Genomic DNA, 13,285 nt, shown 5'->3' with positions numbered 1-13,285 from the left:
TGTATAGAGATTGTAAACGATAGGGTCAAAAGGACCAATCTGAGCTGTTCTATGAAAAGAGAAATTTCCCCCTGAATCAGAAGAAAGTGCACCGCAGACTGATTTGAAGGAGGACTATAATGAGGGTATGACGCTAATCTATTCACTTGCGGGAGGACGAAGCAATGAACATTTCAATCGGAGGCTATTCATTCAATAACACGTACTTGGAAGGGAAGATGGATGTATTCGGCTATTTGGAGACGGTCAAGTACCGCTATCGCATGGATGTGGTTGATTTGTGGAACGGTTTTTTTATCGACCGGAGCAGCAAGCCAATCATGAAGCTAGCGGATGAAAGCTATATTCGTAAAATACGCGAGGCGCTGGATGAGAAGGAAATGCGCGTTGTTAACTTTGCTATCGACGGTGCCCATTTGTGGGATCCGGACGAGGATATGCGTAACCAACTGTACGACAATGCCCTTCTGCATTTACGGGCATCCGTCATTTTGGGTGCGGAGACGGTACGGATTGATACAGGCGGCAGCTATGAAAATTTTGAACAGATGGGCGAGGAGCAGTTCGAGTATACGGTAAAGCGCTATCGTGAATTTTCAGACTATGCACGCGAGCACGGCTTTCTCTTGGGCCCTGAGAATCATATGGGAGCATCGCTCAATCCGAATGAGATGAAACGTCTGGCGGAGGCGGTTGATCATCCTTCATTTGGTTTTCTCGTACATTTGGGGCGTTGGAAGGAAAATCAGGCGGAAGGCGACAGCATCGTTGCGCCATGGGCCTATCATACTCATTTTGATGAGGAGACGGCTGACGGCGAGCAGGCGGTGTCTACCATTCATATGCTTCGGGAAGCAGGCTATAAGGGTTACTTTGGCGTAGAATATAACGCTCCCGGCAACCAATATATAGAGACGGAGCTGCTAATCTCCAAGGTGAAGAAAATTTTAGTGGATGCAAGTCAGTCCTCCGGCAGAGGAGAGTAGCAGCATGAAGAATATTCGAATTGGAATGATCGGAGTCGGGCAAATTGGCAAAATGCACATCGAGAAGTATAAGAACATAGCCGGGGCCGAGCTTGTTGCCGTATGCGATGTTAATGAAACGGAGGCAAGGCGTGTTGCGGAGCTCTATGGCATTCCGAATGCCTATGCGGACTTTCGGGAGCTGCTGAAGCATGAGGGGCTCGATGCAGTGGATGTATGCTTGCACAATAACTTTCACGCTCCGGTAACGATAGCCGCTCTGGAAGCGGGGCTCCATGTCTATTGCGAAAAACCGATTGCGGGTACGTATACCGACGGAAAAGCGATGGTTGAGGCGGCAAAAGCTTACGGCAAGCAATTGCATGTTCAGCTCTTTACGTTATATGGCAGAGACACGAAAGCCGCAAAAACGTTAATTGACGGCGGCATGCTGGGCAAGCTTTATCATGCGCGCTCGACGGGATTTCGCAGAAGGAACCGTCCCTTTGTGGATGGGTATGGCACGCCCTACTTCACGCGCAAGGAGACAGCGGCAGGAGGAGCCTTGCTGGACATGGGCGTCTACCATATTGCTCAGCTGCTATACCTGCTCGGCAACCCGCAGGTGGACAGAATATCGGGCAAGCTGTATCAGGAGACGGATATGCTGCCGGAGCGCAGGGAGCAAAGCGGCTTCGACGTGGAAGAGCTGGCGGCAGGCTTTATTCGTTTTTCCGGCGGTTTAACGCTGGATATTGTAGAAGCCTGGGCGATTCATATGGGCGGATTTGAGGGAAGCAGCATCGCTGGCTCGAAGGGCGGAGTGCGGCTTCCTAATGAAGCCGATGGGGCTGCGGCCCAGCCGTTCAGCTTCCATAGCACCGTTTGCGATATGGATATGGATAGCACGATTGATTTGGATATGATGGATTTGCGCAGGCATCGGCTGTATGAGCATGAGGATGCGTATGCGTCTTCGCAACATCATTGGGTTGCTGCGCTGCAAGGAAGAGTGCCGTTATTGCCGACAGCGGAGATTGCGCTGAATACTATGCTAATAAGCGAAGGCATCTATATGTCAGAGGAGCTGGGACGGGAAGTCAGCGCCGAGGAAGTCGTGACGCGCTCCCGAACGTCTGCCGTGCTGCTTTAGAAATTTGTAACGGTTCGGCAACAGCTCTGGCGGCAGGATGAAGGACAGGATATGAATGATACTAAATCGTTTCAGATGATCAAAGCGTTCAATTTTTTTGTATATGGCGCAATTGCCGTCTACAGTACGTTCTTTGCGTTATATTTGCAATCGATCGGCATGTCAACGCTGGAGATCGGCGCCTTGATGGCCGTCGGACCAATGGTCTCCATTATTGCGAATCCGTTATGGGGCTATTTAAGCGACAGGCTCCGCAATGTCAGGCTTATTCTGATCATTATGCTCATAGGAAGCATGCTCATCATGCAGCTTGTCTTTTTATATCAATCCTATACGATGATTTATGCGAGTATGCTTTTCTTTTTCTTTTTTCAAATGCCCTTATTTTCGCAAACGAATAGCCTGATTCTGAATACGATTGAAGGAACCAAGCATCATTTTGGCGCGTTTCGGTTGTTTGGTTCGCTCGGATGGGCGCTTATGGCTGTTATAGCTGGGCCTATTATTGGGCAGATTGGGATTGAGCGGCTATGGGTCATCTACACGGTGATGATGCTTATTTCCCTAGGATTTGCACTTACGCTGCCAAGAGGCGAGGCCAAGGGGGCCGCGCCAGCAGGCAAGGTGAATTACCGCTCTATGTTTCGCAATCGTTATTTCTTGCTGTTCTTGGTCATTGGCCTGGTTATTTCGATTCCAAACTCGATGAATACGACATTTATTTCGCTTTATATTAGAGAAATGGGTGGGGAAGCTTCCATGATCGGCTGGTCGGCCTTCTGGTCATCCATTTTTGAAATTCCCGTATTTCTGCTGCTTGATCGTTATTTGAAAAAAAACACACGGACGATGGTTCTTTGCCTCATCGTGATCAGCGGCTTGTTCGCGTTGCGCTGGCTCCTGATGTCCAATGCAGACAGCGCGGTGCAGATCATTTACATTCAGGCGCTGCACTGCATTACGTTCGGCGGCTATTATTACATTGGCACGCAGTTGACTGTCCTGCTCGTGCCTGCTGAATTCAGAGCCTCGGGCCAGGCTCTTTATGCGCTGACTTGGGGTGGCTTGTCCGGAATTGCGGCGGGCATTGCGGGAGGCTGGCTGTTTGAGCAGTCGGGCCCGCAGGCGATGTATCAGTTATGCGGTACGCTTGCTTTGGCGGGAACGGTCGGGTTTTCTTTGCTATATTTCCGCTTGCGCAAAGGTGTCCGTCGGTCGGAGGGGATGAGTGCGGGATTGTGAGGTCTGCAACCTTTTGCGAGGCAGCGCCGTTCTAATAGGAGAACGGACAAAACCAATCAGAAGAGGTGGACGACCATGAAGAAACGTATAACGACATCCATTGCAGCGGTCGCTGTCATGCTTTCTGCAACTATTGCTACACAAGCCTTTGCAGCAGCTCCATTTAGCGATATTTCTAGCTTAAGCAGCAAAGCGAAGATTGAAGCCTTGCAGCAACAAGGCATTATCAAGGGAGTGAGCGATACGTCTTTCAACCCGGAAGATAACCTAACCGCCGCACAAGGCATTTCCTTAATCGTTAGAGCAACGCAAATTAGCCTCGCAGCCATTGATTTCTCAAGCGCGCCAACTGCGGACGGTTTTTATACAAAAGTAAACAACGACGCGTGGTACGCGGAGGATTTTGTTATTGCCCACTATAACGGCCTGGATATTCCAGCCGATATTGATCCGAAGGCACCGCTCACCAAGGAGCAGTTCACGCATTATCTCGTACAGGCTCTTGAGCTGACAGGCCAGTACCCGACGATTAAAATGTTCATTCCAATCCAAGATGAGAAGTCGATCACGGTTGACTACCAAGGTACGATCCAACGTGCGCTTCTGTACAAAATCGTATCCCTGGATGAAGCAGGCAACTTCGATCCAACGCATGTACTGACGCGTGCCGAAGCGGCAGCGATCCTGTATGATGCACGCAGCTTCATTGATGCGCACAAGGACGATGTTGCTCCAGACCCGGTTGAGCCGGAAACTACGGCTTAAGTTTTGTTAAGATGCATAGCAGTCGATCGGACTATTCCAAGTCTGGTTGGCTGCTTTTTTTGTAAAAGCCTTAGCCTTCACGTTGTGGGAGGGGGGAGAGGCTGTAAACACTTCATTTCACTCTATTCGATCTAGCGCATCTTAATAATCGAGAAGGCGGCCATTATCATGCCATTGGCCGTACATTTTATTTTCTTTCGTGTTTGTTATAAATTTGTCTAATCTATCCTTAAATAATTCTGGCTGATGTTTATTGCTCTGGATCGTGTCGATTCGAACTCTTTGATAAAGAGCTGGAAACGCCAAGAAATTCTCGTATACCTGTGTATCCTCTTTTAGCCTTTGCTCGATCACCGTATCTATTTTAAATGAATCATGCCTCATATCTGGAAGCACCTTTCTTCCTTCACCCGTCATTAACCCTAACTTTTCCAGGCGGCGGACACGCTCTTTATTTAATTCAGTCCAATTGCTTTTTTTGCTTCTTGGAGACAGTCTCTGCGAGAGCCCGGTTTCAGATATTTTCTTCTTAACCCCGTCGATCCAACCGAAACATAAAGATTGTTCGACCGCGTCCAAATACAGCAACGAATCTGGCTTTGGCGCCATGCTCACGACGACCCAACAAGATGTTGCTATCTTGCTATTCTCTTGCAGCCAATCCCTTAAATCTTCTTTCGATATTGCAGTAAATAGATTTTCAATGTCCATAATTAAGATACTTTCTCCTTTCTCGGTATGGAATCTAATTCTGATGCTTATAAACGATAAGGCTAGCTTAGCAATTAAGCCCAGTTCTCTCAAGAGAACTGGGCAGCGTTTATTTTTGAAGTTAATATTTAATGACCTTAGAACGCGTGCTGAGCCTATTTCCGATTCATGAATAACCCACTATTTCATAATGACAAGAACTATGCTAATGATCAAACCGGACAGTGAAAAGTAACTTCCGCTAATCAGTCCGTACAAAAGCGGGCGAGGCATGTTTGGATTGATTGCCGTATTGACGGTCGTTGAGGTCAACAAGCCAATACCGACAATAACACCGAAGAGGATAGCATCAACAAGGGATTCGATGTTTAAGGCATAGATTAAAATGGCCATTGTGACTGTTGTAATTAAACCGCACACAAAAGGTCCTGCAATAAATAGGGGCGCTGGCTTTTCAGCAGGTTTGCCTTCTCTTCCTAGCGCAAGGGCATAAGCTTTTCCGAAAAACACAGTAAACCAAAGTCCTCCCAATACAGCGGAAGCTAATGCAGCTAATAATACTGCAATCCAGTTAATCTCTTGTAGTACATGAAACATCATTTTTCTCCTATTCGATAAAACGTATTTTTATTAACAGTAGCAGAGGTCTAATGAGGAATAGATCGATTGGCTGTGTTGATTAACCTTACCTCAATGGTTCTTGATACCAAAAAAGAGAATAGTCGTTCATAGTGGACGCATGGCCGAGCTGACGCAGCATTGTAGACACATTGCCCCTGTGATAGGTCCCGTGATTGACTATCTGCAGCACAATTTCTGATAGGCGCGTTTGGCGGACTCCTGCGAACGGATTATCAAGTAAAGTCGCTTGCTCTAAATCGGGGTGGCTCCTAAACCATTCTCTGAATTGATCGGATAACTCGGCATAGATATTGGAATAGTCTTCTATGGATGGCAGGATGCTTTCATTTAGCGGTATGCATGCTTGCAGCGCCTCTGGCATACCCGTACCTGTCAAAACCAGATACCACATCTTATCAACCGCATAGATATGGCTCAGTGCATGGGCGATGGTGGGAAATGAGCTGTTCACTTCTTGGCTCAGCACGGAGGACGGGAGTTCCTTGATTCTCCCCAGGATGGTTTGGCTGGCCCAGGTGTGGTATTCAAACATTTGTACCGGATGATTCGACATTCATAACGTCTCCTTTTGGCTTCTCATGCGTTTGTTTTGGTATCTGTTGTAATTATAATAAAAGAAGTATGACAACAGTCTGTCATACTTCTTCATAGAGTTTGAGCGTATTTGAAAGCTGTTCTTTTAAAATGGCTCGCAGCGGAGAGGGCTCGAGGACTTCGGCGCCGCTGCCAAAACTCAGCAGAATGGACCAAAGCCAGCGTGCCTCCAGCGGTTTGTAAACCGGAATTCGCAGCGTCACGCTTCCATCGGCCAGAAATTGCTTATCCACCTGGTGAAACTGATCCATAGCCTCTGACAGAGCCTCAGGTCCCACCCTGACCACGACATCCTGTATTTGATCTTGCCATTCCTTGTTTGAAGGACGGGCCTCTTCCGGCACCTCGAGATGTGGCTGAAAGGCATCCTGAGTCAGGAACAAATTCATCATTCTTGATAGCCGGAATTCCCGATAATCCTGCCTTGTTCGGCAATAACCATAGACATACCAATTGCTATATTTAAAATGAAGCCTCACCGGTTCCAAATCACGGGATGTTCGTTCATTCTTTGCATTGATGTAATCGAAACGGACGATATTTCGCTCCTTAATGGCTGTTCGTAAATAAGGAAGCGCTTCGGGATCTGTACGACGGGTTTCAAAGTCTACCGATAGAATCGGTGTCTGATGCCCTTGCCCGATCGTTTGCAATCGTTCAATGGTTCCTTGCGCACGCTCGTCTTGAAATACGGAGGAGAGGCTGCTTAGCACAGTAATCAGGGAATCAACATCATACGAACCAAGCAAGCTTTTATCCATTTTATATCCTTCTATCATGCCATATCCGCCATTCATTCCCTGGTAAGAGATGACTGGAAAGCCGGCTGCACAGATGACATCGATATCCCGATAGATGGTTCTTTGAGAAACTTGGAACTCTTCTGCTAGCATGGAGGCAGACAGAACTTCGTGATTAAGCAGCTTGTAGATCATAGAAATCAATCGTTCCAATTTCATAGGTATCCCCGCCCGTTATTCCATTTCATTTAGTGGGCATTATTATATCACAAATTTTGTTTTAGCTAGTCTTGGCATCGGTTGGCTTATAGAGAAAAGATGGTTGTGAGCGGCAGAGAAGAGGGGGGATTTTATTGTCCGAGCATAACGATTATTCCAAGGGGAGTAATGTGAATTAAAAGAGTAATCTTTATTTATAACATACTTATTTATAAAAAATCAATAAAAATCGAAAAAAAGCCTTGAAATATTTTCGCGGCTGTAGTATCTTCAGTATAGGAAATCATTTGGGGAGGTGAACGATAATGGAAAAAATGGCAATGCAAATGATGATGAACATGTGCATGGAAGAAATGATGTGCAAGATGAAGTCCATGAAGATGATGATGGACATGATGATGGAAATGAACATGATGGACAGCATGGATATGAACATGATGATGATGAAAATGCAAGAATGCGACGAAATGTCCACGATGATGATGAAGATGATGCGCGACATGGAGCAAGTATCGATGTAATATGATCTATGAATCTGGCCATTCATAGAAACTAGAATCTGCATACGTGGCAGAGCAGTTCGCTGCATACCAATCATTAAAGCAATATCCTACATAGCTAAGCAGAGCAGATCACTGCATGCCGGCTTTTTTTTATTTACAGAGCTTTTCGGTTAGGCGGCAATATTGTCAATTCGCAAACCAGTGGTCTGATGAATTTGATTCTATTACTCTTCATTTCCTCTTTAAGATGCATAGTGAGCCTTCAGCTTGCTAGCAATCATAACCCTCTGAAGCTTGAATTCCCATACCTTTTCTCTAAGCTGCTTCTGCTGCTGCTCCGAATGCTGGGCGTCGCGAAGCTGTTCGTATATATCAAGCATTTTACGATTAATTTGATCAAAACGCAGCCATAGGTCCACGCGGATGCCATGCTCGATTTCGAGGCGGATATGGTTGTCTTTCGCATGCAAGGTTTGGAGGATTTGCTGCTGCCATTCGGTATCTCCGACGGTTACGGCAAAGTTGTAAAGATCCAAATAATCATCAACCCATTTTGCTGCAATTTGTTTCTCGGAATATGTCATACCGGTCAGCTCCAATCTCCGTAATGTTTCTATACCTAGTATTATACTCGGAATTAAAGGGATTGCAAGCGAATATTTTCAAAATCGAAATAAAAGCCGAATCAATCCGCACTTGTTAAAGGGGAATTACTCCGGCTTTGGCTTTGAATGAATGGGTCAGAGGGAGCTTAGGATCAATTACCGGCTCTTATGAGCGGCAAACACAGCGAATCCATTGTTTTTATAAACGCAATCGCTTTGGGCAAAGCCCGCCTCTCGCAGCCAGTCGAGCTGGTCCTGCACCGTGGCATTAATATCTACTTCACGGCGTTCAATAGAGGCTTCAATGGCTTCAGCAGGCAAGCCGCTTTGCCAGATGGCTTTTTTCCACTGGTCCATGTAATAATCCTCCCAATATGCCGATGGGCCTGCTGCCTGGTCAGCGTTTACGAATAGGCCTCCGTCGGCTAGCAGCCCGTGGATAGTCCGGAATACCGCACGCTTAGCGGGATGAGTCAGATGGTGAATGGATAGGGAAGAAATGACGGCATCGTACTTCTCCGTATAAGAATGATTGGAATAATCGGCCGTGATGTAGCTGACGGCAGCATCCTGCTCAAAGCGGGAGCGGGCGCCCTTCAGCATTTCCTCGCTGAGATCGATAAGCGTAAGGGAAGCGCTTGGATATTTGCTCCGTAAGAAAGAGGAGAACAGCCCGGTGCCGGCCCCTAGGTCCAGAATGCGCGGCGAGTCGCTCTCGCATGTGACCATATCCGTTGCGATGCCGTAAAAATCATCGAAGCAAGGGATTAACTGGCGGCGCTGGCGGTCATATTGAGGCGCGACGGCATCGAAATGTTTTTTGACGATATCACTCATAAGTAGGCCTCCTTAAATCTCTGAATAGTGTGGATCGTAATGTGTTCCGCATGAAGTTAAGTTGTATGTTACAGCTCCAGCCTTCATAATGGAAATATATAAAATGAATAAACTTTATAGTTTTAGACTATGAATAACTCGGATTTTATTAACAAAAAAATGGGTATTGCATATCCGTGTTTTTGATGTTATCATTGGTAAAAATTTTAACAATTTAGTTGCTATGCAATGACAAGCTGAATAGCTTTTATATTCGAAGACGAGAAAGAGTACGTTACGGGCCTGTTCGGACAGAGAGTTGGGGGAGCTGAAAACCAACGTTCAGGTGCTAGCGGAAAGCCATCTCCGAGAAGCAGGCTGAACGAGAGTAAGCTCTGCCGCAATTCCAGCGTTAACGGGAACATGTATTGATGGATACATGAGCAGAGTGTCGCGCTTCGGCGTGGAACTAGGGTGGTAACACGGGTGGAGACTCGTCCCTTTACAGGGATGGGTCTCTTTTTTTGTTTTCCAATAACCTTTTTTAGGAGGAACAGCAATGAAAACATGGTCAATGAGCGAGATGATCTCGCCAATGGTGAAGCAAATTCCGCCCTCGGGCATCCGAAAGTTTTTTAGCCTGGCGGAAGGGAATAAGGACATTATCTCCCTTGGAGTCGGAGAGCCTGACTTCGTGACACCGGAGCATGTCCGGGCTGCTTGTGTCCGGGCACTCGAGCTCGGAAAAACCACCTACACGCCGAATGCGGGGCTGCTGGAGCTTAGAGAAGAAATAGCCAGCTATTTGTACAATAGCTTTCAAGTGAAATACGAGCCCTCCAATGAGATTATCGTGACCGTTGGCGGGAGTGAGGCGATTGATCTGGCGCTTCGCGCTCTCATTACGAAGGGGGATGAGATCATCGTTCCTGTTCCGAGTTATGTTGCTTATTCGCCAATTGCTCAGTTAAACGGGGGGAAGGTCATTGAGGTTGAAACGTTTGCGAAGGACGATTTCAAGCTGACAGCGGAGGCATTAAAGGCCGGACTGACACCACGCTCCAAGGTATTAATCATTAACTATCCTAGCAACCCGACAGGGGCAATGATGACCTATGAAGACTGGCTGCCCATTGCTAAGGTCGTTGAGGACAACAACCTGATTGTCATATCTGATGAGATCTATGCTGAGCTTACCTATGACAGCAAGCACGTCAGCTTTGCAACACTGCCGGGCATGAAGGATAGAACGCTGTTAATCAGCGGATTCTCGAAAGCATTTGCCATGACCGGCTGGAGAATCGGCTACGCTTGCGGAAATCAGGAGCTGATTGCTGCGATGCTGAAAATCCACCAATATACCGTTATGTGCGCGCCGATCATTGGGCAGATCGCTGCAATTGAGTCACTGCGGAATGGTCTCGGTGAAAAGGATAGGATGATGGAATCCTATAACCAGCGGAGACGGATGTTTGTAAAGGGATTGAGGGAAATTGGCTTGCCATGCCACGAGCCTCGCGGGGCGTTCTATGCTTTTCCCTCGATTGCGCATACGGGACTTGATTCCGACTCCTTTGCCCAAAAGCTGCTGTTTGAAGCGGGGGTAGCAACTGTTCCGGGCCATGTATTTGGCCAAGGCGGGGAAGGCTTTATCCGCTGCTCCTATGCTTCCTCCGTGTCTAGGCTGACGGAAGCGCTGGAGCGCATCGATCGCTGCTTGCGCGCGTTATAGAAGGCAGGAGTACAAAGAAGGAAGTCGGAGGACTCCCTTCTAGAAATCTCTATTCATCTCCGGAGAAATAGATGAGGATGGAGGTGCCTTCACCGATAGCTGAGCGAACCTCAATGCGGCCGCCATGCGCTTCCACGATCATTTTAGCGATACTCATGCCAAGGCCGGAGCCATCACTGGATTCTTCCGTGTTCGTGCCGCGATAGTAGCGTTCGAACAGATTATGGATGGTTTCGTCATCCATGCCTCGACCGTTATCGGAAACGCAAATATAGGCTTCGTCGTTGACCATTCCGCAGGCTGCTGTAACCGCAACACCCGGTGGATTATGCTTAACGGCGTTGGAGAGCAAATTGTCCATGAGCCGCTGCAGCCATTTCTCGTTGCCGAGCACGGGTATGGGCTGCTCCTCCCCTTCGTATTGAAAGTCGGCATCGGATAGCGTGGCGTCATTCACATATTTCAGGACGGCTCTTCTAACGAGCTCGCCAAGTTCAAGCTCTTTCCTCTCTATAAGCTCGGCGCTTTGCTTTAATTGAAAAATTAGCGAGAAATCAGACATCAGCTCCAGCATATAGCCACTTTTCTCACGGATCATTTTGCCCATTTCCTGAAGCTCTTCCGTGCTCCATTGGTCAGGTGAATTCTCGAGTATGTATCCATACCCTTGTACAGTGGACAGCGGAGTCCGCAAGTCATGTGAGATGCCGCTCATCCATTCCTCTCGCGTTTTCTCGAGCTGCAGCCGATCCTTTTCCGTTTGGGCGAGTCGTTCGGCCATTTGGTAGAAAGAGCCGATGGCCTCGCGGTAGAGCCGGTAACGGATGCGAAGCTTGCCGTTGCGGCGGAAGACCCTTCGGCGATCCTTGGGCGTCAGCACCTCATCATAGAGACCTCTGCCCATTCGCTCAAACCACCCCGCAAACAGCATGAGGGGCTGGCCATAACGGATGCCATGCCATATGGAAACCGCGAGCGAGAGGAATAGGATCGAACCGCCCATCCAAATAAAGACGCGAATAATTTCTTTGAAAACGGGCTGTTTTGCAAAGGCTCCTGGTGCATTTGGCGTATGCATAATCCAGGTCAGTTCGCTTGCTGGCGGCTGGTAAACATAAATATTCGTATCATAATCGCGAGGCTTTTGCTGCATGATTAACACTTCCAGCGGTTCGTATTCATTGACGGCCGAAGCTTGATCGCCAATCATTTGAACGTTGTCGCCCGCTTGATCAACGATAAGCAAATAGCTGCTTGTTTCGCGGAGCTCAGCGATAAGGGCATCACGGTGCGCGGAGCTGACTAAACCGTTTTGCTGATAGGCATTATACCAGCGCTCAAGCTTCTCCTGCTGCGGGCTCTTATACCCAAGAAGGAATAGGTAGGGGCTGCTGTAGCTTTGATCGAGCTGGTTATCCACAAAATAGTCTCCATATTTGCCCGATTGCTGAATGGCTAGGAGCTGGGTCACCGAATAGGACATTGGTTGACCGCTATCGGTATTGGCGCTATAGATAACATCGCCCTTGGTATCTACGACCTGTAGCCACATGCCTTGCTCCTCTATGAGCGTTCGCCAGCGATTGGACAGCTTGATATTGCTATCGTCAAATAAGGTTTCCGTTACAATTGAGCTAAGTGCGCCAGCGGGAAAGCTGCTTCTTAAATCTTCGTTCATGATTTTGCTGATCAGGATAAAAAGCAATATACACATGGCTACGAAAATAAGAACGGAATAAATAATGAGCTGGTATGTGAAGTGGAAAGCCATTCGCCGCTGAATCTTCATAAGCCGGGAGGTTCCTTTGCCAGTTTGTAGCCTAATCCGCGGACGGTAAGCAGATGGGTCGGCATGCTAGGATCATGCTCGATTCGTTCCCTGATCCGCCGGATATGGACCATGACCGTATTATCGTCGCCAATCCCGTCAATTCCCCACACAGCCTCATAAAGCTGCCCTTTGGAGAAGACGATTCCGGGATTTTTGCAAAAAAAGAGGAGAAGCTGAAAGACCTGTGCAGGGCACGATACCGGCTGCCCGTCGACAAGCAGCTCGCCTGCGGCTTCGTTCACTTGAAAGCGCCCGAAGCTGAATATAGGCTGCGCCGCAGCGGTGTACAAAGAGGAGGCGCCAGGAGCTTGGCTGCTTTCATGCCTGCGGCGAAGCCGCGCCTTAATGCGTGCGGCAATCTCTAAAGGATTAAACGGTTTGGTTATATAATCGTCGCCGCCCAGCGCAAAACCGGTTAGAATATCCAAATCGGAAGCTTTGGCGGTCAAAAATAAAATATGAGGATTGCCCAGCTGTCTAATCTGGGAGCAAAGTTCGAATCCGCTGCCATCGGGCAGCATCACGTCAAGCAGCACGATGCTGGCCCCGTGCTTGGCTATCGTATCCAGTGCTTCCCGGCAGGTTCCAGCTGTATAAATATGCTGGAAGCCTTCTTTCTGAAGCACGAGCTGCAGCATTTTCACAATAGACGGTTCATCTTCAACGATAACTATCGTATCTCTATTCATAATCATCACCCGTTTTCATGCTAGCACATAAACCTTAACAGCAGTTGAACGAATGACGAAAAAATTAAGCTTCTGTTA

Annotated in this window: 14 protein-coding genes and 1 other annotated feature; of the genes, 6 read left to right on the top strand and 8 right to left on the bottom strand. The window is 47.8% G+C overall.

Features of this window, described 5'->3' with window-relative positions; genetic code table 11:
- Nucleotides 1-164: 164 nt before the first annotated feature.
- The 4 genes from E0496_RS34350 to E0496_RS34335 all read left to right on the top strand — a co-directional run bounded on the left by E0496_RS34350 (nt 165) and on the right by E0496_RS34335 (nt 4,125).
- Nucleotides 165-986, top strand: coding sequence for a sugar phosphate isomerase/epimerase family protein (locus tag E0496_RS34350; RefSeq protein WP_141506397.1), 822 nt, complete (start codon nt 165-167; stop codon nt 984-986).
- Nucleotides 987-990: 4 nt separating this feature from the next.
- The gene (locus E0496_RS34345) at nt 991-2,118 is read left to right on the top strand and encodes a Gfo/Idh/MocA family protein (RefSeq protein ID WP_141506396.1); all 1,128 of its coding nucleotides are present in this window, start codon (nt 991-993) and stop codon (nt 2,116-2,118) included.
- Between the two features lie 51 nt (nt 2,119-2,169).
- A complete protein-coding gene (locus E0496_RS34340; RefSeq protein WP_141506395.1) occupies nt 2,170-3,360 on the top strand; it encodes an MFS transporter in 1,191 nt (396 codons plus the stop codon).
- 75 nt (nt 3,361-3,435) lie between these two features.
- Nucleotides 3,436-4,125 carry an S-layer homology domain-containing protein gene (locus E0496_RS34335; RefSeq protein WP_141506394.1) on the top strand — a complete coding sequence of 230 codons (690 nt, stop codon included), beginning with the start codon at nt 3,436-3,438 and terminating at the stop codon, nt 4,123-4,125.
- Between the two features lie 141 nt (nt 4,126-4,266).
- Here E0496_RS34335 and E0496_RS34330 read toward each other — a convergent pair whose 3' ends face one another.
- The 4 genes from E0496_RS34330 to E0496_RS34315 all read right to left on the bottom strand — a co-directional run bounded on the left by E0496_RS34330 (nt 4,267) and on the right by E0496_RS34315 (nt 7,031).
- Nucleotides 4,267-4,836, bottom strand: a complete 570-nt coding sequence (locus tag E0496_RS34330; RefSeq protein ID WP_141506393.1) for a YdeI/OmpD-associated family protein — start codon at nt 4,834-4,836, stop codon at nt 4,267-4,269.
- A gap of 180 nt (nt 4,837-5,016) precedes the next feature.
- Nucleotides 5,017-5,433, bottom strand: coding sequence for a DUF1761 domain-containing protein (locus E0496_RS34325; protein WP_141506424.1), 417 nt, complete (start codon nt 5,431-5,433; stop codon nt 5,017-5,019).
- An 88-nt stretch (nt 5,434-5,521) separates the two neighbouring features.
- The gene (locus E0496_RS34320; protein WP_141506392.1) at nt 5,522-6,031 is read right to left on the bottom strand and encodes a DinB family protein; all 510 of its coding nucleotides are present in this window, start codon (nt 6,029-6,031) and stop codon (nt 5,522-5,524) included.
- A gap of 82 nt (nt 6,032-6,113) precedes the next feature.
- Nucleotides 6,114-7,031 carry a helix-turn-helix transcriptional regulator gene (locus tag E0496_RS34315; protein WP_141506391.1) on the bottom strand — a complete coding sequence of 306 codons (918 nt, stop codon included), beginning with the start codon at nt 7,029-7,031 and terminating at the stop codon, nt 6,114-6,116.
- A gap of 305 nt (nt 7,032-7,336) precedes the next feature.
- Here E0496_RS34315 and E0496_RS34310 point away from each other — a divergent pair, with 305 nt between their 5' ends.
- The gene (locus E0496_RS34310) at nt 7,337-7,552 is read left to right on the top strand and encodes a hypothetical protein (RefSeq protein WP_139991680.1); all 216 of its coding nucleotides are present in this window, start codon (nt 7,337-7,339) and stop codon (nt 7,550-7,552) included.
- 224 nt (nt 7,553-7,776) lie between these two features.
- On the opposite strand, the gene E0496_RS34305 is transcribed toward E0496_RS34310, so the two are convergent.
- Nucleotides 7,777-8,118 carry a hypothetical protein gene (locus tag E0496_RS34305; protein ID WP_139991679.1) on the bottom strand — a complete coding sequence of 114 codons (342 nt, stop codon included), beginning with the start codon at nt 8,116-8,118 and terminating at the stop codon, nt 7,777-7,779.
- Nucleotides 8,119-8,295: 177 nt separating this feature from the next.
- The gene (locus E0496_RS34300) at nt 8,296-8,976 is read right to left on the bottom strand and encodes a class I SAM-dependent methyltransferase (RefSeq protein ID WP_141506390.1); all 681 of its coding nucleotides are present in this window, start codon (nt 8,974-8,976) and stop codon (nt 8,296-8,298) included.
- A gap of 247 nt (nt 8,977-9,223) precedes the next feature.
- Nucleotides 9,224-9,460, top strand: a binding site (T-box leader).
- Nucleotides 9,461-9,514: 54 nt separating this feature from the next.
- On the opposite strand from E0496_RS34300, the gene E0496_RS34295 reads away from it, so the two are divergent.
- On the top strand, nt 9,515-10,687 hold the full coding sequence (locus E0496_RS34295; protein ID WP_277755904.1) for an aminotransferase class I/II-fold pyridoxal phosphate-dependent enzyme: 1,173 nt from the start codon (nt 9,515-9,517) through the stop codon (nt 10,685-10,687).
- A gap of 49 nt (nt 10,688-10,736) precedes the next feature.
- Here the strand turns inward: E0496_RS34295 and E0496_RS34290 are convergent, their stop codons facing one another.
- On the bottom strand, nt 10,737-12,476 hold the full coding sequence (locus E0496_RS34290) for a sensor histidine kinase (protein ID WP_141506389.1): 1,740 nt from the start codon (nt 12,474-12,476) through the stop codon (nt 10,737-10,739).
- Nucleotides 12,473-13,207 carry a response regulator transcription factor gene (locus E0496_RS34285; protein ID WP_141506422.1) on the bottom strand — a complete coding sequence of 245 codons (735 nt, stop codon included), beginning with the start codon at nt 13,205-13,207 and terminating at the stop codon, nt 12,473-12,475. The genes E0496_RS34290 and E0496_RS34285 overlap by 4 nt, the downstream gene beginning before the upstream one ends.
- Nucleotides 13,208-13,285: the final 78 nt, after the last annotated feature.

The organism is Paenibacillus luteus (assembly GCF_006542765.1).
GTDB classification, from domain to species: Bacteria; Bacillota; Bacilli; order Paenibacillales; family Paenibacillaceae; genus Pristimantibacillus; species Pristimantibacillus luteus.
This window is presented reverse-complemented; position numbering and strand designations above follow the sequence as displayed.